Origin of the sequence: Flavobacterium johnsoniae, from assembly GCF_030388325.1 — a bacterium.
GTDB classification, from domain to species: domain Bacteria; phylum Bacteroidota; class Bacteroidia; order Flavobacteriales; family Flavobacteriaceae; genus Flavobacterium; species Flavobacterium johnsoniae_C.
In genome coordinates this window covers 3,795,706-3,817,021 of record NZ_CP103794.1, presented here as the reverse complement: position 1 = coordinate 3,817,021, position 21,316 = coordinate 3,795,706, and the positions used below count along the sequence as shown (strand labels likewise).

Here is a 21,316-nt window from a genome sequence, read left to right as displayed (position 1 = left end):
AATATATATCATAATCACATTAAACAAAGGTTAATATTTAAAATAACTCAATAGAAGCCATTGTTGTTCAGTGATTTATATTGAAGTTACAATATTTTGACAAAACTTCAAAACCAAAAGAACAAAAAAAAAGAGAGTATCGTTTCTGATACTCTCTATCGCTAAAAATTAACATTTTAGCATTATCTTCTTCCTCGACCGTGATCGTGATCATCATGGTGATGGTGGTCATCATGTCTATCGCGGTGTTTATCATGTTTGTCATGTTTATCATAACGTTTGTAGTCTCTACGATCATTATAACCATAAACAGGTCTTGGTTTGTATGGTCTTTGTGGCGCGCCATGATATCCTTTATAGTATTTTACTCTATGGCGATCAAAGTAAGTATAAGGAGTTCTTCCGTGATAGTCAGTTAAAACAACTTTATAACCTCCATACAAATCATAGTTTCTATATTGTCTTGGTAAATAAGTTGTTCTAACCCATTTTCCTCCTCCAAAATAAATAAATTGTGAAGCTCTTACATCATAATATGCTTCGATATCTGGCAAGTAATAATATTCCATTTGAGAATATCCTGCAGGTCCCCAAGCTGGTGGAGTTCCTATATTAACGTTAATCGATACTTGGGCTTGCGTGGCATTTGCAACCATTAGAAATAATCCGGCGATTGCTAATTTTATCGTTTTCATCTTTGTTTAATTTTTTAATGTTAATCTTGTTTACGGATATTCACATACTGTGCCAAAAAAAATAATTATGCATTTTGTCGAGTAAAAAATGCATTTCGTCGAATTATTTTTTGATTTGTTTAACGCTTAATTTTCTGATATTAAGTGTTTTATTTAAAGATGAAAATTTTAAAAAAAATTACTGATAATTGACAACTCTAGGCTTATTTAGCTCAAAACTTTGCATTCTATAATCTGTAGTTTCAAATGTATTTGTCTTAAATACATTATCTCCTTGCTGCGGAATGCTTGGGTAATAAGAAATTGATAGCTGAAAAGAACTAAAAACCAAATAGTCATTGCTTACCAATAAACCTAAAGTAATTTTAGAATATGGCTTACTTTTGCTCATAGCGACTTCTGGACTTCCTAAAACGGCTATAGCGTAATTAAAAAACGGATTTAAACGAAAACCTAATAAAGAATGCGGAGAGTAGGTTTGTGTTTGAAGTGAAAGAACGGCTTTGCTGGTTCCGTACAAAGCTGTATTAAAGCCCGCTAAACCATTCTGTTCGTTAATATTAAGCTGATCTCCCATAACATCATCACGATTTATTCCGATTACCACTTTCGGATTCACGAATTGTCTTAATTTCCAATTTCCAATACTATATAATTTGGTGAAATAATTCGATTCGAATAAAAATGCCGTTTGATAGGTTTTAGATTGATGAAAGAAAGTGCCAGCTTCAAAATTCATGCTTAAGAAACCTAATCGATAATAATTACCAAAAGAAAATTGTGCACCGACATACGGACGCCAAAAAGTATTTTTGTATTGATAACCAAATGTAAGTCCGTATACTCTTCCTATCGGAACGTCCTCAGTTTGACCATTTCTAAAAATATATCGGTCTTGAATAAATTTTCTTGTATTCAGCCCGATACCGCTTAATATAAGTTTTTCGTCTGAATAAAAATTATCAGGATCGTAAACTTCTGTTGGAGTTTCGGTGAAATTCTTATTCAGAAAACGTCCAGTCACAACTAGATTTGTAATGGCTTCGTGCGTGTCTTCAAACATTTTAAAAGCTCTTCCAGCCCAAAAATCTTGAGATTTATATTTTACTGGCTGAAAAGCATAAGTTAGATCTGGCGCCTGAAGTGTATCTCTTCTATAATATTCATCGACATAAACACCGCCAGCCCATTTTGTTAGGGGAGAATAAAAATCTCGTTCTACATTAATACTTTTAATATAATTGTTATCCAAATCCATTCTATAATGCAGAACGGTACCAATATAAGTGTTTTTTATATTTGGAACAGTATAAGTAGCTTCGTTTGCATTTCTTCCATCGTCAAAGCGGTTTGTAAAACGGTATTCGAGCTGTTGTCCTGAACCAAAAAAATCTTTTTCTTTAAAACCTACAGAAACCTGATTACTAGATATAGAAAATCTCGGAATTGTACTCCAGGAATCCAAAACACGAATGGTAACGTCTACAGAATCTGACGCAGCGCCAACAGTTTGATTAGAAATACGAACAGCGGTAACGTAACGCTGCGCACGAATTAGACGCTCAGATTCCAGAATTTTGTACGTATCGTAAGGAGTATTTCTTTTAAAAAGCAATAAATTATAAATGGCTATTTTTTTTGTTTTTAAATGAAGTCTATTTCCTGTTCTTTCTCCCCAATTTTTCGGCATTTGCGTTGTATCTGCAACAGAATATCCAAAAGGATCTAACGTAATAATGTTTATTTTACGAATAATTTTTCCGTCGTAATGCGTTGAATCTATAGGAACAAGTAATTCTTCTTTTTTCTTTGGTTTTTTAGATCTAAAAAATAGCTTATGCATAGTTTGCGTAAACTTATTCTTTTTAGAATAGTTTCTAATTCGGTTGTAAATTTCAGTTGTGTCTTTCTTTACAGGATCTTTTCTGGTCTTACTTATCTGAGCATATCCTCCTTGTAAACACAAGCACAATAAAATAAGAAACAATATTTTTTTGTTTAGAGACATTAGGATAATTATTCTGCAGATAGTTATATTAGTTATGAATGTAAGAAATAATAAAGAGATTATTGAAATTCCCTTTGTTTAATTTTCGGCTGTAGCTTTTTTTGCTCGCCATCTAAATTTTCGAGGTACGTGATTTCCCATCAAATAGCCCCAAGGCGCGAGAGATTCAATTCGGTCAAATATGATTTTTAAGATTGCTAAAAGCGGAATTGCTAAAAACATTCCGGCAATTCCAGCCGCCGCGCCTCCAACAATAATTCCCATTATAGATACAAATGCATTGATTTCAACTTTAGAATTGATAATTAAAGGAACAAGCAAATTATTGTCTATAAATTGAACAATTACATTGACAATAAGAATTCCTAATATCATAGAAAACTCAGCAGAACCTGTTAGAGAAGCCAAAACAGTAATAATTCCAGCAACTAAAATTCCAATGTAAGGAATCAAGTTTAAAATTCCCGTTATCAAACCTAATAAAATAAAATATTTGATTCCGATAATCCATAATCCTAAACTTGTCAGAACCGATACTACAATCATTTCGATAATTAAACTAACAATATAATTGTTTATTGAAACTTTAATCTGAGAAAGAATATCAACTAAAACAGGATGATTTTCTTTGCGAACTAGTTTAGCTAAAAACAGTTTAAAATGTTCTTTGTATATTAAAAATAGAAATGTATAAATGATTATGATAGTACTGTCTAAAAGCACATCACTTATTGATATAATAAATGAGCCTAATTTAGCTTGACCAGTTTTTACAGAATCTTTGGTCATATTATCTAAATATTTCTTTTGATCTCCGATGCTAATCTGAAAATTCTCCCTAATAAACTTATGTATATCAATTATAAAAGAGTTGGCATTCTTCTTTATAGTTTCAAAATCATTTGCCATATTCGTAACTTGATACGATATAAAAACCAAAATTCCGATTATAACTGATAGAAAAATTAAAAGACATATAATTCCTGCAAGATGTCTAGGAAACTTTAATCTTGTATTCAAAAAAGTAAAAATTGGCAGCAGTAAAACGGCAAATAAAAATGCCAGTAAAACGGGTGTTAAAATATCTTTTCCGACACAAAAAATAAAAGCAAAACAAATTAAAGTTACAAGAATAAAGGCAAGTTTTGCATAAAAAGGTAAAGTAATAGGTCGAGTCATTTTTTAATGAGGTTTAGCTAGATTTATAAAACAAATATTACACTTTATTTGTCTTTTTATGTTCTAGCTTTTTTGCCTTCACTTATAAAATTCCCATTCTATATTTTAATCAAAAAACTCTCTTTCTTCGTATTTGGCAGGAATTATGGAAATTCCTTTTTGCAGCAAAAGGTTATTTGGGAAAATTATTTTTTCTCCTTCTTTGGTTTTCAAACTAACATGAAAAGTATTTATATCTTCAATTTCAGCTTCAATAGGGAAATCTTTATCGTGAATTTTTATGGTATCTCCAATTCTAAAAGGAAAAGAGAAAAATAAAATCATTCCAGAAGTCACATTACTTAAAATAGACCATTGTGCAAACATTGCCACGCCTATAACAGTTGCTATAGAAGAGATTGTAAAGAAAATGTCCTCTGTTTGAACGCCCCAGATTACGATTAAACTTGTTGTTACCAAGATATTCATCAAAATATTAATATATTTGATAACCAAATTGGTTCGATGCTCGAATAATTGACTTGTAGCGGCGAAACGTTTTATCAAATTTGCAATTACTACTCGAAGTACAATTAGTACGACTATAAGAATTACGGTAACTAAGATTTCACGGCTATACTCTTTAAAAGAAAACATAAATATAATTTTACACTAAAGTAGTCAAAAATTCGTAGACTTTTGCAGTCGGAAGTCCCATAACATTGGTGTAAGAGCCTTCAACTTTTGCAACTGCCATAAAACCAAACCATTCCTGAATACCGTAAGCACCAGCTTTATCGTAAGGTTTGTAATTTTCGATATAATATAAAATCGCTTCGTCTGATAAATCGTTAAAAGTTACTTTAGTGATGTCATGCAATAGAGTAGAAGAATCAGCAGTTTTAAAACAAACAGAAGTAATAACTTCATGTGTTGCATTCGACATTGATTTGATCATTGTAAAAGCTTCTTCCGCATTTTTTGGTTTTCCTAAAGCTTTGTTTTGATGCCAGACGATCGTGTCACTTGTTACTAAAATTTCATTTTCTTTAAGTTCGCCTTCAAATGCTTTTGCTTTAAGTTCAGCAAGATAATCTGTAATTTCGGCAACTTTTAATTCAGGTGGATAAATTTCTTCAACGTCTTTTAACCGAATTTCAAAATCAAGATCTAAATCCTTAAAAAACTGTTGTCTTCTTGGAGAACCAGAAGCTAAAATGATTTTATATTTTTTTAATTTTTCTTTAAGCATTGTATTTGATATTTAAGGCAATAACTAGAATTGATAAAATTCCGAAGAATAAAATAAGTTTTAAAATAGTGCTCAAATGATGAAAATCTTTTTGAGATTTGGCGCTGAAAATCTTTACAATGAAATATAATAAAGGTGCTAAAACAGTAGCAAAAGCATAAAATATTACAATATAAAGCTTGTTTTGCATGAAATAAGTATTGCTATAAAGCGCTGAAAGAATAAAAGCAATAATAGCAAATCCTAAAGCGATTTTTGCAGCTCTGTTAATTCCAATAGCAATTGGTAACGTATTCATTCCTTGATTGTAATCTCCATTTACATCTTCAATATCTTTAATAATTTCACGAATAAAATTAATCATAAAAGCAAACAAAGCATAGTCGGTCAAGATCGAAAAAAGACTTGCCATTTGCGCTTGATTTTCTAAAGTTGTTGCTGGAAAAAGATCAAAAACTCCTATGATTAATACACTTATTGCAAGAAGCGCAGCAACTACAAAATTTCCTAAAATCATAATTTGTTTTAAAGATGTAGCGTAGAAATATAATAATGAGGCAATTAAAATAAAAAGTGAGGCAAAAGTTGGTCTTTGAATGATGTTAGACAATAGAAAACCGAGTGCAACACCCGAAACATTTAGTGCTATATAAATATTAAAAGCGGCCGTTTCACTTATTCCTTTTCCAACAACAACATCGTTTGGTTTATTGATACTGTCGGTTGCAACATCATAAATATTATTAATTACATAACCCGCAGCAGCCAATAAAACGGTGCTTAAAACCAGTAATCCGTATTGCGTGTCTGATAACGCCAAGGGAATGTTTTGCTGTTTTAAAAAAGCGTAACGAAAAAGAAGCTGCATAAAAGCAAGCATCAAAAGATTTTGGTAACGAATAAGTTTTAGGAATTTCATCTTTCTAAAGTTGCAAAGGTTCTGAGGAACAAAGGTTCAAAGGTTTTTAACTAACTGAAAACTGTGACTGAGACTGAAAACTTTAATCGTGTTTCCCATTAAAATACTCCATCCATTTTCCTTGCACTTTCATTACTTGTTCGATAACATCTCTAACAGCGCCTCGTCCGCCTTTTACATGTGAAATATAGCGACAGATATTTTTAATTTCTGGAACAGCATCTTGCGGGCAAGTTGGAAGTCCAACCAATTTCATAACGTGAAAATCAGGAATATCATCTCCCATGTATAGCACATTTTCGTGTGTAATATTGTTTGTTTCAACGAATTCTTTTAGAGTTTTTACTTTGTCTGGAGTTCCTAAATGAATGTCGTTAACGCCTAAATTGCGCAAACGAATGCGAACCCCTTCATTGCTTCCACCAGAAATAATACACACATTGTAACCACTTTCAATTGCTGCTTTTATAGCGTAACCATCGCGAATATTCATTGTTCTTAGCATTTCACCCTCGTTGGTTACAAAAACAGAACCGTCTGTAAGTACTCCGTCTACATCAAAAACAAACGTTGTGATGTCATTCATTATTTCTTTATAACTTTTTGCCATTATGCTGTATAGATTGTGTTAGAATTTTATAGATATTTTTTTTGTTTTCGTCTTGTAAAAATGCCAAATGCGCTTCTGTTGTATTCGAATCATGGCGTTTAGCTGGTCCTGTTTGGGCATCGACAGGATCGAGCGTATTTATTTTGTCTGCAGTTTCCTGAATTAGAGGTTTTAAAATAGCAAAAGGCAACTGGTTTTCTTCGCAGATTTCTTGCCCCAAATGGTATAAATGATTTGTGAAATTGTTTACAAAAACCGCCGCCACATGAAGTGCTTTTCGCTGTTCGGAACTTATTAAATAAACAGCCGTAGAAATACTTTTCGCAACTGTTTCTAAGAGTTTGAAATCGGCAGTGTTTTCTGCTTCTAAACAGAACGGAATTATCGAAAAATCAACTTCTTTAGTTTTAGAAAATGTTTGAAGCGGATAAAAAACACCGCGTCGATTTTTTTCATTTAATATTTCTATAGAAGATGTTCCTGAAGTATGAACAACAAGCTGATTATTAAACGGAAGTTGTTCCGAAACTTCATTAATTGCATTATCAGAAACTGCAATAATATGTAAGTCAGCAGTTTGTAATTCGCTTAAATCACTTACAATCTTTTCAAATTCAACTAAATGATGTATAGCTTCTTTCTTTCTAGAAAAAACCTGTTTAATTTCAACAATTTTGCTAGCGCTAAATGCCTTTATTAAATGCTGGGCAACATTGCCGGAACCGATTATAGTTATCTGAATCATAAAAGCAAAATTAGTATTATTTTTTTAATGCAATAAGTATGTAAAGTATTGATAATGGATTTTCGAAATTTTTATTGTTATTGAGCTGTATCTTTTTCATTTTGAATTATTACTGTCGCATGACAAAAAAATATAGCGTTGTAAAAAAGCTTTGTTTTTGTAGGTTTAAACTTTCTATATTGTCAATTTGTTTGAAAAATAAGCCTTAATTTTAGTTTTTATTAACAAAACTCCGAGTCTGCAAATCAACATTTTTAAGTACTTTTGTGCCACTTTTATACAATGTAATTCCTAAGAAATGGATAAAAAAATATTCTCTTTTTTGTTTTCTACACGATTAATGGCCGTTCTTTTTTTAACATTCGCAATTGCAATGGGTGTTGGAACTTTTATCGAAAGTAAATACAATACCGATACGGCTAGAATTCTAATTTACAATACTTGGTGGTTTGAAGCAATTATGGCCATCTTTATGCTTAATTTCTTCGGAAATATTAAACGTTACCAATTGCATAAAAAAGAAAAATGGGCAACACTTTTACTGCATCTTGCCTTTGTTTTTATCCTTTTAGGCGCTTTTATTACAAGATATATTAGTTATGAAGGAATGATGCCAATCCGTGAAGGTTCGGCAGAAAACCAAGTCTACTCAGACAAAACATTCCTAACCATTTTTGTTGACGGTGAATATAAAGGTGAAATGAAAAGAAGAGTTTTTGAAAAAAGTCTTTTACTTTCTCCTGTAACCAATAATGATTTTACCGTTTCTGGAAAATTCGATCAAACTCCTTTTGAAGTTACCTATTCTAACTACATAATGGGAGCAAAAGAAGTTGTGAAACCAGATGCAAACGGAACTTTATACTTAAAATTAGTAGAAGCAGGAGCAGGCGGACGTGAAGAACATTACCTGAAAGAGGGTGAAGTTCAGAATATTCACAATGTTTTATTTGCTTTAAATAAGCAAACTGATGGCGCTATTAATATTAATACTAAAGGAGAACAATACACTATTCAAACTCCATTTGAAGGAGAGTTTATGCGAATGGCTGACCAGTTTAAAGGTAAAGTTACGAAAGATGACGTACAGCCTTTAATGATGCGTTCTTTGTATAGCATTGGCGATATCCGAATTGTATTTCCAGATCCGCCGATGAAAGGAAAAGTAGATTATGAATCTAATAATGATTTTAAAGCAAAATCTCATTCTGATGCTTTAGTGGTTAAAGTTAAAGCTGAAGGACAGGAAAAAGAAGTGATGCTTATGGGATCTAAAGGTCAAGTTGGAGAAGCTAAAACTGTTAAAATAGGAAACATTGAGTATTCTTTATTTTATGGAAGTAAAGCTTATGTTTTGCCTTTCAAAGTAAAATTGAATGATTTTATTGCAACCAAATATCCAGGTACGGAAAAAAGTTATTCTGCTTTTGAAAGTAAAGTAACTGTTCTAGATTCAACAGAAACATTTAATGCCGATATTTATATGAATCACGTTTTAGATCATAAAGGATATCGTTTCTTCCAGTCTTCATTCGATCCAGACGAAAAAGGAACAGTTTTATCTGTAAACCATGATTTCTGGGGAACAAATATTACTTACTTCGGATATTTTCTATTATATATTGGTTTAATGGCAATTATGTTTACTAAACATTCTCGTTTTGGAGATTTGAAAAAGAAATTAGATAATGTTCAAAAAAAGAAAGAAAAGCTAATTACAATTTTAGTTCTTTTGATCGGTTTGAATGGTTTCGCACAACAAACACCTCATGTTCATTCGCACGATCACGATCATGATCACGCTCATTCTGCAGATCCAAATGATCACGCAAATCACGTGACGGCTCCGCCAAGCCAAAAACAATTAGATTCTTTGTTGACTATTTATAAAGCGCCAGAATCTCATGCGGCAAAATTTGGTCGTTTGATTATTCAGGATGCAGGAGGAAGAATGAAACCGATTAATACGTTTTCTTCTGAATTGCTTCGTAAAGTAAGCCATAAAGACACTTATAACGGAATGAACTCGGATCAAGTATTCTTGTCTATGACACAGTATGCTCAGGTTTGGATTCAGATTCCATTGATTTATATTAAATCAGGAAATGATAGTATTCGTAAAATTATCGGAATTGATTCTAAAGATCAATACGCTCCGTTTGTAAAATTCTTTGACGAACAAGGAAATTATAAATTATCTCCATATTTAGATTCAGCATATAAAGTAGCAAATCCGAATAATTTTGAGAAAGATTTTATCGAGACAGATAAAAAAGTAAACTTAATGGAATCTGCTTTAAGCGGTAGCATTTTAAAAATATTTCCAGTTCCAAATGATCCAAATCATAAATGGGTTTCTTTCTTAGAACGAGAAAGTGCCGGTTTTAAAGGAATGGATTCTACTTACGTAAAACAGATTCTACCATTATATTTTAGTGCTTTAAATAATGGTTCTATTGCGAAAAACTTTGATACAGCAGATAATTTAGTTGAAAGTATCAATGGTTTTCAAAAGAAGTTTGGTGCAAAAGTAAGACCAAGTGAAGAAAAAATCGACGCGGAAATTGCTTACAATAAGTATGATGTTTTCAAAGTATTGCCGTATTGGTATATTACTGTATCAATCTTGATGTTGATGTTTACGATTCTTAATATTTTCTTTGAGAAAAAATGGCTTCGTATTACCGTAAATGCTTTCCATATTATGGTCGGATTATTATTTGCGCTTCATACATTAGGATTAATTGCACGTTGGTATATTTCTGGTCACGCTCCTTGGAGTAATGCTTACGAGTCTATTGTATATGTGGCTTGGGCTACAATGTTCTTTGGATTGGCTTTTGATAGAAAATCTAAATTAACAATTGCTTCAGGTGCTTTCGTTACCGCTATGATTTTAATGGCAGCTTATATGAACTGGATTGATCCGGAAATTGCAAACTTACAACCAGTTCTTAATTCTTATTGGTTAATGATTCACGTTGCGGTTATTGTGGCTAGTTATGGTCCAACAGCATTAGGAATGATTTTAGGTTTTGTAGCATTGATTTTGATTTTCTTTACAACAGAGAAAAATAAAGCCAAAATGGAATTACACATAAAAGAGGTTAGTTACATCAACGAAATGTCTTTAACTATTGGTTTGATCATGTTGACAATTGGTAACTTCCTTGGAGGACAATGGGCAAATGAAAGCTGGGGACGTTACTGGGGTTGGGATCCAAAAGAAACTTGGGCATTAATATCGATTATGGTTTATGGTTTTGTAATTCACGCTCGTTTTGTTCCTGCTTTAAGAGGAAAATGGTTCTTTAACTTAATGAGTATGTATGCTTTTATTTCTATTTTGTTTACTTATTATGGAGTAAATTTCCATTTAGTTGGTTTACACTCGTATGCAAGCGGAGAAGCGCATTCTTTAAATTGGATTTATTACTGTTTAATTACAATTTCTATTATTGGAGCTGTTACTTATCCAAAATATAGAAAATATTATAAGACTAAAAAAGTTAAAAAATAAGTCCCTAAAATTAATTATTGATTCAAATATAAAAAGCTCAGTTTTATGCTGAGCTTTTTTTGTGGTTTGATAAAATAAAAAAAACTTCAACAGACCGAAATATTACGTTTAAATATGTCGCTCCACTGGAGCTTTATTCTGTATTCCTTTGCTTTCTATAAATATTTAGCTTCTCCGAAGCTTTAAAAAAAACTATCTGAAGATAAAATCCTGAGATTAGACAAAATATACACACAAAAATATTCTACAACAAGACCCCAGCGGGGTCAAATATTTATAGAATTTCAATTCGAACGAACAAGAAAAGCTCCAGCGGAGCGATATCTTTTCGCAATGTATGTCCGCCAGAGCTTTATATAACAATGTTAATTAATTCTATAAATATATAGCTTCTTTAAAGCAAAAAAAATGAGCTGTTTTTTGACAGCTCATTTTTAGTTTTATGCAAAAATTAAATTTTAAACTTTTCCTAGAGTATAAAGTTGTTCCATTGTTGGAGTCAAACTTCCGCCGGCTGGCTCCAATGTAATTCCGAATGCTTCAGCAGAATCGGTTTGACTTACAGCAAAGATTTTCTGTGAATTTCCTTCAAAATTATCCAATAAACCAATACTTGTTGGAGTAAGAACTGGGCTCAACTTAAGAGACCAAACTTGGTAAACCATTCCTTTTGGAGGAGTTGGCAAACCAGCAGCATCAATATAAGTTGTTTTAGTTTCTTGATTCCAATAAACTTTTGCGAAAGATTTAGGTGATACAGTTTGACCACCAAGAGTTACACCAGTATTTTTAATATCTCTTACAATAGTTAAGCTTTTCTTGATTTCTTTATTTTCCTGACCTAAATAAGCATAATCTCTTTGGATTTTGTTTTTTTCATTTCCAACAGTAGAGATTGCTTCTTTTGTTTTTGTCAGTTCCATAGTTTGATATCCTAAACCTAACAATAGTAAAACAGCAGCTGCCCAGCCCACATATTGCGACCAGTTTGAGACAGGTTTCATGTCAACTACTTTGCCGTGTTTCAATTCTAAACGGGCTTTTATCTTCTCAAAGTTTTCTACAGAGTGGAAAGGAGAAAAGCTCGATGATAAAGCAATTATGGCTTTTTCTATCGAAATAATTTCCTCATCAACATTGGTATTGTTTTTCGCCAATTCAGCAATTTCAAGATTTTCTTTTTCGCTTAATAAGCCGTAAACATACAGCTCTAATATGCCTGATTCTATATATTCTTGTGCTTCCATTATATTTTTAAATAATTACGTAAATCGTTAATACAGTTTCTGTTTTGTGTTTTGATAGTTCCCAGAGGCATTGCCAATTCTTCTGAAGCTTCTTGTTGGGTATATCCTTTAAAGAATAACAAATTAATTATTTCAATACATTTAGGTTTCAGTTTTTTTACGAACTCCTGAATTCCAATAGCATCAATTTTATGAGTTAATTTATTACTCTCATCTAACAGATTTACGAAATTATCTGAGGAAAGGTTTTTTTGACTGTTATTAAAATTTTTTGAACGCAGTTTATCGATTGAAGTATTTCGAGCAATATTAAGGATCCAAGTATAAAATCTTCCTTTGCTTTCGTTATAAGAATCGATGTTTTTCCAAATTTTGACAAAAACGTCTTGCAGAACATCTTCTGCTTCTTCTCGATTTTTAATTAAGACATGAATGACTGAAAACAAACTTTTAGAATACATATCATATAAATGTGTAAAAGCTTTTTCGTCTTTTTTGTAGATTAAAACTAACAATTCTTCTTGACTCATAGATTTGGATTTTTAAGTTTAAACATTAATAGCTAGACGTTATTGGGTAATTGTTATAAAGGTAAATTATTTTTTTTTATTTTTTTTTATTTTTTTTTGTAGTCCTAAACCTAGAAAAATCAAGGGTTTTGAAAAAAAGATGAATTTTTTTACTTTTTTTTAAAACCAAAAACAATCCAATTACGTAAATCTAATTATAAACGTGAGAAACATCTTAAAGAAATTAAAAGATGAATTGCGAAATAATAAAACTGTTGTAAGATCCAACTTAAAAATGGAATTATGGATAGCAAAATAATTAAAATATTAATCGTTGGATTAACAGCAGTTTTATCATGGAGTACTTTTTCTAAAAATGACTTTTTTAAGGCAATTTCTCAAAGCAAAAACAGCTTAAAAACTGAAATAAAGAATTACTAATATAAGGACTAAATGATGAATTTATTAAAAATATTCGTTTTGCTCGCTTTTATTATGTTGTTCATTTCAATCTATAAACAATAATTAAGTATAGAACGTTCTAAAAAAGATAGAAGAAATTAGTGATTTTTTAATAGTTGATGCACTCGGACTTCCAGACCGAAGATTTTTTTAATATGTCACAACAATTGCAAAGAGTTTAGATTAGATAAATACAAGCCATTTGAAAATATTTTGAAACAAGTGTGGCATTTAGGGGTTAAAAAGATTTTCACAATAACCGAGGCATCAACTTTTTAAAGAATAAAATACATTATATATAAAAGATTGCATAATAATTAATTCATGGTTTGATTTGTTTGTATGGGGGGAAGCCTAACGTCTGATTAACGTTAGGCTTCATTTTTTATTTAACTTTTGATTGGCAAAATTTGTGGCTAGAAAATAGTTTTAATGAAATGTATTTTAGCTAATTTTATAAAAAATTATCAGATGAAAAATATAGCAATTTTAGTTTGGAGCGCATTATTTATGATGGCTTCTCAAGTTCAGGCTCAAACGAGTCATAAACCAAAAAAAGAAATTATGGCAAAAGAAACAATTTATCAATTTAAAGTTGAAGATTTATCAGGAGATACTTTTGACTTTGCATCTTTAAAAGGCAAAAAAATCATGATTGTTAATACGGCTTCAAAATGCGGTTTAACACCTCAATACAAAGATTTAGAAGCCATTTACAAACAATATAAAGATAAAGGTTTTGTAATTGTAGGTTTCCCAGCAAACAATTTTGCCTCTCAGGAACCTGGAACTGCTAAAGAAATTGAAACTTTTTGCCAGCAAAATTACGGCGTAACTTTTCCGATGATGAACAAAGTTTCTGTAAAAGGAAGTGATATGTGCGAAGTTTATAAATTCCTTACTGAGAAATCTAAAAACGGTTTGCAAGATTCTGAAGTAGAATGGAATTTTCAAAAATATTTGATCAATGAAAAAGGAGAATTGGTAAAAGTAATTAAACCAAGAACTCTAGTAACAGATCCGGAAGTTATTAATTGGATCAAAAGTTAAACTATAACTATCTAAACCAAAAAATCCACAAAATTGAACATTTCAATTTTTGTGGATTTTTTTTTGCAGTTGTCAGACTGAGCGAAGTCGAAGTCCCGATTGCTTAATCACTTTGTGTAACTTCGACTTCGCTCAGTTTGACAAAATATATCCTTTGAGCTTTTTGTTGTTAAACCAATATCAACTGCATAAAAACTAAATCTAGCCAGTGATCAAATTTGTATCCAACTTCTCGGATTGTTCCTGTTGAAACAAAGCCAAATTTTTCATGAAAAGCAATACTTCCAGCATTATCAGCATCTATAGCGCCAATCATAACGTGATAACCTTGTTCTTTTGCCAGACGAATTAATTCTGTCAAAAGCTTAGAACCAATTCCTTTTCCAACAATATTATCGACCACATAAACAGAATGCTCTACAGTATATTGATAGCCTATTTTTTCACGAAATTGCCCATAACTTCCAAAACCAACCACTTCGCCATCTAAATCTGCAACAACAATCGGAAGATTTTTAGCTGTTTTATCTTCAAACCATTTCTTTTGAACTTCTAAAGTCTGAATTTCGTAGCTATAATTGGCTGTTGTATGTAAAATAGAATGATTTACAATTTCTAGTATTTTTTGTAAATCGTTTTCAGTTGCCGGTCTTAAAATGATGCTCATTGGTAATTATTATGTTATTTTTTGTTTAGTTCTGCTAACAGAATGTCGGTTTCTTTAGAATCCCAGCCCATTTCTTTGGCAATGGTTTTGGCTTTTTTAGCATATTCTAAAGCTTTCTTTTTGTCTTTTATTTTGTTGTAAAGTTTGGCTTCTAATAAATTTCCATCGTAAGAATCATTTAATTCTAAGGAATGATTAACCCAAAAAATAGCTTTTTTTAAACTTTCTGTATCATTAATATGTTTGAAATACGTGTTTCCAATCTCTTTTAAGAAACTAGCATCATTCCAAACCAATTTTTGAGTGTCTTCTAAGGTTACTTTTTTATAAAAATCCCATTTTTCGGTTCTTTCAGCCAAAGTTAAATCATATTTAAAAACTAAAGAATCTGTTTTTTGCAATCGAATAGATTTAGCAATTTCTCTTTGTTTATAATAACTTAAAGTATCCAAATTATCAACTAACGGACGAAGTAATTCATTTACAATATTTTCAATCTTCTTGTCAATTCTACTTTGAGAAGCAACAGCAGCAAATTCTTTCTGATGCTGTAAAACAAACTGAAATTCTCTCGATTTAATATCTGTAACACCGTTTGCAATAACTCTCCAATTCAATTCGCTAATTAGCTGTTTGTCAGATTGTGTGTTTAAATAAATATGTGTTGCTGGAGATAATTCTGTTCTGTCTTTTCCCTTTTTTAAAGTATTCAAATAAGTGAAAAATTTGTCAGAATTACTTGGATCTGCCATAAATTCTTTCTCTAAATAAGGCAATTGCATTTTTGGATTTAGAGAATATTGAAGCTCATTTAAAAATTCTGCTTTTTTCATTTCTCCTTTCAAAGCATAAATCAAATTTTCGTTAGAATCTAAAAACAAGAAAGTAGGCAAAGATTTGGTTTTGAATTTATTCTTTAAAGCAATTCCTTCTTCTTTTTCGATATTCTTATAAGTACAGATAAAATTCTTATTCAAGAAATCTTTTACGGCAGAATCGCTTAAAACCTCGCTTTTCATCAAATTGCAATGCGGACACCAATCTGCATATAACATTACAAAAAGAGGTTTAGATTCTTTTTTAGCCGTTTCTAAAGCAGTTTTGTACGGAATATCGACAGGAACGAATTGATTTTGAGAAATAACGGTTTGAAAAGTGACTGCTAAAAAGGCTATAAATAAGAAACGCATATCGAGTTGGCTTTTATTAATTATTCGATTTTACAAATATATTTCCTTTTTCGGGAAAGAGCCTTAATATATTCCTAATTATAATTTAAATGAACTGCGAAGTTTGTAACTTTGTATGCAACAAGAAGAAAATCGAGATTACAGATTTTCTTTCTAAAAAAATAATACACGACTAGAATGATTTACCCCAAAATAGCGCTTGCACAAAGCATTATCGAAATTTTATCTGCCAAAGGGATTGTCAATATTATTATTTCTCCAGGATCTAGAAATGCTCCCTTAACCATCGGATTTGCTCAAAATTCTAATTTTAAATGTTATAGCATTGCAGATGAACGTTGCGCTGCTTTTTTTGCTTTAGGAATTGCACAGCAAACCAAACAACCAACAGCAATTGTTTGTACATCAGGATCAGCTTTATTAAATTATTATCCAGCTTTTGCGGAAGCTTTTTACAGCCAGATTCCGCTAATTGTGATTTCTGCAGATCGTCCGCAGAATAAAATAGATATTGGCGATGGACAAACCATTCGTCAAGAAAATGTTTTTGCAAATCATTCTGTTTTTAATGCAAATTTGACAGAAGAAGCTTCAGAAGAAAATGATTTAAAAATCAATTTAGCTGTAGAAACTGCTATTCGATTAAAAGGTCCAGTTCATATTAATGCACCTTTTGAGGAACCTTTATATGAAACTACAGAGGAACTTTCTGTAAAACCAAAAATCAGCAATCTAGAAACTAAAGAAAGTGTAAAAAACATTCAAAACGTTGATGAAATTGTTTCTGTTTGGAATAATGCCAAGCGAAAATTAATCTTAATCGGAGTAAATGAAGCTAATGTTATAGAAAAAGAAATTATCGAAAATCTAGCTTCAGATCCATCAATTGTGGTTTTGACAGAAACGACTTCTAACTTACATCATCCAAATTTTATCAGTTCAATTGATACTTTAATTACGCCATTTGATGATTCTGATTTTGCAGCATTTAATCCTGAAGTTTTAGTGACTTTTGGAGGAATGGTAGTTTCAAAAAGAATCAAAGGATTTTTAAGAAAATACAAACCGAAGCATCATTGGCACATAGATATGTTACGTGCGTATGATACGTTTGGTGCATTGACTAAACATTTTGAAATGCAACCAAATAATTTTTTCAAAGATTTGCTTTCCAAAACAGCTTCTGTAAAAAGTAATTATTTCAAAAATATCGATACTGTTTATAAATCTCGATTGAACAAAAGAAAAGAGTATTTAAATACAGTTGCCTTTTCAGATTTTAAAGTTTTTGAAAGGATAATAGAATCGCTTCCTAAAAACAGCCAGCTTCAGATTAGCAACAGCTCTGCAATTCGTTATGCTCAATTAATTGATATTGATGAATCAATCGAAGTTTTTTGCAATCGCGGAACCAGCGGAATCGATGGAAGCACTTCCACGGCAATTGGAGCAGCAGTAGGAAATGAAAAACAAACAGTTTTCATTACAGGAGATATTAGCTTTTTATACGACAGCAATGCGCTTTGGAATTCTTATATTCCAAGTAATTTCAAAATTATTATTGTAAATAATGGAGGAGGAGGCATTTTCAGAATCCTTCCTGGGCATCAGGAAAAGCCTGTTTTTAATACGTATTTTGAAACTTCACACCATTTAACGGCAGAACATTTGGCTAAAATGTACCAATTACAATATTTAAAAGCTTCAGACGAAAAATCATTACAAAATGGTATTCAAGAAATGTATAATCAAAATGATATTCCCATGATTTTAGAAGTTTTTACTCCAACAACAGAAAATGATAAAGTTCTAAAACAGTATTTTAAACAACTAGCTTAATTTGTAAGTTAAATATTGTTAAAATTTATTTTTTATTTTGAAATATGTTTTAATATTGGTGTATAATAATAACCAATATTAAAAAAGTATTATGAGTAAGAGAGACGAATTAATCGCAAAGTATGCGAAGGATTTAAAAGAAAAATGCGGAGTAACTCCAAACATGGATTTATTGACGAAAGTTACAATTGGATGTGGTCCATCGATATACAATGATGATGCATCTGTAGTTGCAGGGACTCAAGAATCTGAAATAGAAACTGTTAAAAAGAACTTTTTAGTAAAAAAACTTGGTCTTAAAGATAACCCAGAATTGTTCGGAACGATTCATGCAGTATTAGAACAATACGGAAAATCTAATAAACACAAATACAGAGCTGTAGTATATTATTTGTTGACGGTACATTTCAAAAAAGAAAGTATCTACAAATAGTTAAAAAATAAAAGCGCCCATTAAAGGCGCTTTTTGTTTTTATTTTATCGTATCGGAATAGGAAATATAGGAAGACTTGCATGTCCTAAAACATCTACAGCTTGTACGGCAAAAAAGTAATTGTCTTTAGAATATGGAATTTCTATCTGAGTTTCTTTTGTAAAAAATGTTTTTTCCCAATGAGAAGACGCCGTTTCTCTCATTAAAATTTGATAACCATACGGAGCCTTTTCAGGAGCAGACCAAATAAGTGTAGAAGAATTAGAAAGTTTTTTTACTTCGATTCCAACATTTGTAGGCGATTTTGGAGATGATGCTAAATTTGCAAGCGTAGCTAAATTAGCACAAGTATTCTTTCTAAGATATTCAAAGTCCATAAATCCAGGAAGATCTCCATAAACGACATTGTTTTCTGTTCTTAAATCTTGATGTTGATGATCGAAATTTTCATTCATTTCGCATAAGCGAACCGCTGTAAATCCGTTTTGACTAAATGGCGTATGATCTCCGCCACGAAGAAAGCGATCATTTCGATAAACCAATTTAACCGACAACTGATCTACATATTGCTCTGTAGTTGTTTTAATATAACGAGCCAATAATCTCGACGGACTGTCATTATCTCGGTTTGTTGCTTTTCGCATTTTTGCTTCTTCCTCAGTTTCTAAATACGGAATAGTTTCACTAAAAACACGAACTTGAGTATTATCTCTCAAATTTGTTCCGCTAGATAAACTATTTCCAATCATGTCATTGTTAAGCATTGCTAAAATATTCCAATTAGAAGCTTTTGCTTTTTCGGCAAGATAGCGTGCACCAATAAGTCCTTGTTCTTCTCCAGTAACAGCGACAAAAATAATGGTGGCAGAGAAAGATCTTTTACTCATCACTTTTGCTAATTCAATTAAGGCAGCAACTCCAGAACCGTCATCGTTAGCGCCAGGGGCATTAGATTTAACATTCATTACATCAGTCACACGAGAATCTAGATGTCCGCTTATGATAAGAACGCGATCATCCGTTGGATCTATACCTTTAAGAGTTGCCATTACATTTCCGATATAACTGTCAGTCGGAACTCTTTTTCCATCTGCTTTTGCAGTAAAATAATCAATAGTTGCCGTTAATCTTCCGCCAGATTCAAGAGCAGCTTTGTCAAACTCACTTTTTACCCATTGCTGAGCAGCGCCCATTCCTTTTGTTTTGCTTTTAGTATCGCTTAAAGTGTGTCTTGTTCCAAAAGAAACCAATTTATGAATAGTTGCTTCAAGGTTTTCGGCTTTGATTTCGCTAATCATTTTCTTTATTTCTGGATCTTCAGCAACTTGCGAAACGGTAAGCTGTGTAAAAAATAAAAAGGAAAAAATGGAGTAAAAGAGAGTCTTTTTCATTGATTTGGGATTAATTATAGATATTTTCAAATTTAACTAAAAATTGATTAGTCTATAAAGTGTTTTTATCTAAAACATTTTTTGTTTTACCATTTTCAAACTTCGTACCTTTGCACCTCACAAACTTAGTTGTATATCAACTTAGAATATTTAGAAAATGCTAGAAATAGGAAATTACAATACCCTAACTATATTGCGTGATACCAAAGTTGGTTTGTTTTTAGGAAATCCTGAAAGCGATCCAGAAGGAATTCATGATGTTTTACTTCCAAATAAATATGTTCCAAAAGTATTTGAAATTGGAGAAGAACTGATTGTTTTTGTTTACTTGGATCACGAACAACGACCAGTTGCAACGACTTTAGTTCCTTATATTTTATTGAATGAATTTGCGCTTTTAAGAGTAAATTACATTAATAATGTTGGTGCTTTTATGGATTGGGGAATGGAAAAAGACATTCTTGTTCCGTTTAAAGAACAAGCACGCCCAATGGAAAAAGGAAAACGTTATTTGGTTTACTTATATATGGACAAACAAACCAATCGTTTGGTTGCTTCGAGTAAAACAAATCAGTTTTTGAGCAATGATCAATTGACGGTTGAAAAAGGAGAAGAAGTAGATTTAATTGTTTCTCATATTACAGATATGGGAATAAATGTAATTATAAACGAGCAACATAAAGGCCTTTTATATAAAGATGAAGTTTATGATGATTCGATAAGAACTGGCGACAGAATGCGCGGTTATATTAAAAATATTCGTCCTGACAATAAAATTGATGTTGCCATTCAAGCACAAGGTTTTGAAAGTATCGAGCCAAATGCTGAAAAAATTCTAAGCGAATTGAGAGCAAGCAGAGGTTTTCTTCGTTTAAATGATAATTCGCATCCAGAAGACATTAAGACCGTTTTGAAAATGAGTAAAAAATCATTTAAAAAAGCGATTGGTTCTTTATACAAAGAAAAATTAATCGAAATCAAAGAAGACGGAATTTATCTTATCAATTAAAAGATTGAATTCTAAAGTATAATAATACAAAAGGCTGCTCATTACAAGCAGCCTTTCGCTTTTTATTCTAGTTTTAAAAAAAATTGTAATTAAAAAAAAACAGAAATAAAATAATTCGAATCCCTCTCTGGATAATAGCTTTATAAATTTTAGAAATTATCCTATCGACGGTATGTCTTTTAAATAATTTGATGCATAAATCTTAAAAGCAAAAAGATAATTTCACGGCTTAACCATTGGTTTATAAAATAACTTTTAGAAAGTGTGAATTAGTACTTTTTCCTCTTCTTCGTTATCATTTATATACTAATTATAGATACAATTCTAACTTTTAACCTTAGGTGTTACTTTTTTCTCTTTGAAGTTTCGACTAACACATAAATCATTTGCTCTTTGTTTTGAGGTCTATTAATTAAAACCCTAAAAAAATGAGCGACAAATTTTTTAAATTTTCTCAAAAAAATCATTTTTTAGGTTAATAAATCAGTGAAAGAAAATCAATCTGAAATCTGATAAATAAAATGTATCTTATTGATTTCTAGGGTGTAAAATTAATTATTATTTTTCTAAACTAATGTTAAAAAATGTTATTTTTTGTAAGTAAATACCAAT

The 21,316-nt window shown here is 31.2% G+C and carries 19 protein-coding genes; 6 read left to right on the top strand and 13 right to left on the bottom strand.

Annotated elements, in window-relative coordinates; translation table 11 throughout:
• Window positions 1-182 precede the first annotated feature (182 nt).
• The 8 genes from NYQ10_RS16760 to NYQ10_RS16725 all read right to left on the bottom strand — a co-directional run bounded on the left by NYQ10_RS16760 (window position 183) and on the right by NYQ10_RS16725 (window position 7,387).
• A complete protein-coding gene (locus tag NYQ10_RS16760; protein ID WP_276173470.1) occupies window positions 183-695 on the bottom strand; it encodes a hypothetical protein in 513 nt (170 codons plus the stop codon).
• Window positions 696-873: 178 nt separating this feature from the next.
• Complete coding sequence (locus NYQ10_RS16755) at window positions 874-2,703, bottom strand: hypothetical protein (protein ID WP_289877368.1); 1,830 nt, start codon at window positions 2,701-2,703, stop codon at window positions 874-876.
• A 78-nt stretch (window positions 2,704-2,781) separates the two neighbouring features.
• The gene (locus tag NYQ10_RS16750) at window positions 2,782-3,882 is read right to left on the bottom strand and encodes an AI-2E family transporter (protein ID WP_289877367.1); all 1,101 of its coding nucleotides are present in this window, start codon (window positions 3,880-3,882) and stop codon (window positions 2,782-2,784) included.
• A 105-nt stretch (window positions 3,883-3,987) separates the two neighbouring features.
• Entirely contained in the window at window positions 3,988-4,518 is a 531-nt protein-coding gene (locus NYQ10_RS16745) for a mechanosensitive ion channel domain-containing protein (RefSeq protein ID WP_289877366.1), read from the bottom strand.
• A gap of 10 nt (window positions 4,519-4,528) precedes the next feature.
• Window positions 4,529-5,113 carry a Maf-like protein gene (locus NYQ10_RS16740; RefSeq protein ID WP_289877365.1) on the bottom strand — a complete coding sequence of 195 codons (585 nt, stop codon included), beginning with the start codon at window positions 5,111-5,113 and terminating at the stop codon, window positions 4,529-4,531.
• Window positions 5,106-6,032: a geranylgeranylglycerol-phosphate geranylgeranyltransferase gene (locus NYQ10_RS16735; protein ID WP_289877364.1), complete on the bottom strand. Its 927-nt coding sequence runs from the start codon at window positions 6,030-6,032 to the stop codon at window positions 5,106-5,108. The genes NYQ10_RS16740 and NYQ10_RS16735 overlap by 8 nt, the downstream gene beginning before the upstream one ends.
• Before the next feature lie 82 nt (window positions 6,033-6,114).
• On the bottom strand, window positions 6,115-6,642 hold the full coding sequence (locus NYQ10_RS16730) for a KdsC family phosphatase (protein ID WP_289877363.1): 528 nt from the start codon (window positions 6,640-6,642) through the stop codon (window positions 6,115-6,117).
• Window positions 6,626-7,387: a Rossmann-like and DUF2520 domain-containing protein gene (locus tag NYQ10_RS16725; RefSeq protein WP_289877362.1), complete on the bottom strand. Its 762-nt coding sequence runs from the start codon at window positions 7,385-7,387 to the stop codon at window positions 6,626-6,628. Before NYQ10_RS16725 ends, NYQ10_RS16730 begins: the two co-directional genes overlap by 17 nt.
• A gap of 298 nt (window positions 7,388-7,685) precedes the next feature.
• On the opposite strand from NYQ10_RS16725, the gene ccsA reads away from it, so the two are divergent.
• Window positions 7,686-10,907, top strand: a complete 3,222-nt coding sequence (ccsA, locus tag NYQ10_RS16720) for a cytochrome c biogenesis protein CcsA (RefSeq protein ID WP_289877361.1) — start codon at window positions 7,686-7,688, stop codon at window positions 10,905-10,907.
• A gap of 458 nt (window positions 10,908-11,365) precedes the next feature.
• Here the strand turns inward: ccsA and NYQ10_RS16715 are convergent, their stop codons facing one another.
• Complete coding sequence (locus NYQ10_RS16715; protein WP_289877360.1) at window positions 11,366-12,154, bottom strand: anti-sigma factor; 789 nt, start codon at window positions 12,152-12,154, stop codon at window positions 11,366-11,368.
• Window positions 12,154-12,684 carry an RNA polymerase sigma factor gene (locus NYQ10_RS16710; RefSeq protein ID WP_229355940.1) on the bottom strand — a complete coding sequence of 177 codons (531 nt, stop codon included), beginning with the start codon at window positions 12,682-12,684 and terminating at the stop codon, window positions 12,154-12,156. The genes NYQ10_RS16715 and NYQ10_RS16710 overlap by 1 nt, the downstream gene beginning before the upstream one ends.
• 282 nt (window positions 12,685-12,966) lie before the next feature.
• On the opposite strand from NYQ10_RS16710, the gene NYQ10_RS16705 reads away from it, so the two are divergent.
• On the top strand, window positions 12,967-13,104 hold the full coding sequence (locus tag NYQ10_RS16705; protein WP_289877359.1) for a hypothetical protein: 138 nt from the start codon (window positions 12,967-12,969) through the stop codon (window positions 13,102-13,104).
• 492 nt (window positions 13,105-13,596) lie between these two features.
• Window positions 13,597-14,175: a glutathione peroxidase gene (locus NYQ10_RS16700; protein ID WP_289877358.1), complete on the top strand. Its 579-nt coding sequence runs from the start codon at window positions 13,597-13,599 to the stop codon at window positions 14,173-14,175.
• Between the two features lie 169 nt (window positions 14,176-14,344).
• Here NYQ10_RS16700 and NYQ10_RS16695 read toward each other — a convergent pair whose 3' ends face one another.
• The gene (locus tag NYQ10_RS16695; protein WP_289877357.1) at window positions 14,345-14,842 is read right to left on the bottom strand and encodes a GNAT family N-acetyltransferase; all 498 of its coding nucleotides are present in this window, start codon (window positions 14,840-14,842) and stop codon (window positions 14,345-14,347) included.
• Window positions 14,843-14,856: 14 nt separating this feature from the next.
• Window positions 14,857-16,032 carry a thioredoxin family protein gene (locus NYQ10_RS16690; protein ID WP_289877356.1) on the bottom strand — a complete coding sequence of 392 codons (1,176 nt, stop codon included), beginning with the start codon at window positions 16,030-16,032 and terminating at the stop codon, window positions 14,857-14,859.
• Between the two features lie 177 nt (window positions 16,033-16,209).
• Between NYQ10_RS16690 and menD the strand changes: the two genes are divergently transcribed.
• On the top strand, window positions 16,210-17,871 hold the full coding sequence (gene menD / locus NYQ10_RS16685; protein WP_289877355.1) for a 2-succinyl-5-enolpyruvyl-6-hydroxy-3-cyclohexene-1-carboxylic-acid synthase: 1,662 nt from the start codon (window positions 16,210-16,212) through the stop codon (window positions 17,869-17,871).
• A gap of 91 nt (window positions 17,872-17,962) precedes the next feature.
• Complete coding sequence (locus NYQ10_RS16680; protein WP_289877354.1) at window positions 17,963-18,304, top strand: DUF2853 family protein; 342 nt, start codon at window positions 17,963-17,965, stop codon at window positions 18,302-18,304.
• A gap of 44 nt (window positions 18,305-18,348) precedes the next feature.
• Here NYQ10_RS16680 and NYQ10_RS16675 read toward each other — a convergent pair whose 3' ends face one another.
• Entirely contained in the window at window positions 18,349-19,695 is a 1,347-nt protein-coding gene (locus tag NYQ10_RS16675; RefSeq protein WP_289877353.1) for a M20/M25/M40 family metallo-hydrolase, read from the bottom strand.
• Window positions 19,696-19,852: 157 nt separating this feature from the next.
• Here NYQ10_RS16675 and NYQ10_RS16670 point away from each other — a divergent pair, with 157 nt between their 5' ends.
• Window positions 19,853-20,704, top strand: coding sequence for a CvfB family protein (locus tag NYQ10_RS16670; protein ID WP_289877352.1), 852 nt, complete (start codon window positions 19,853-19,855; stop codon window positions 20,702-20,704).
• Window positions 20,705-21,316 lie beyond the last annotated feature (612 nt).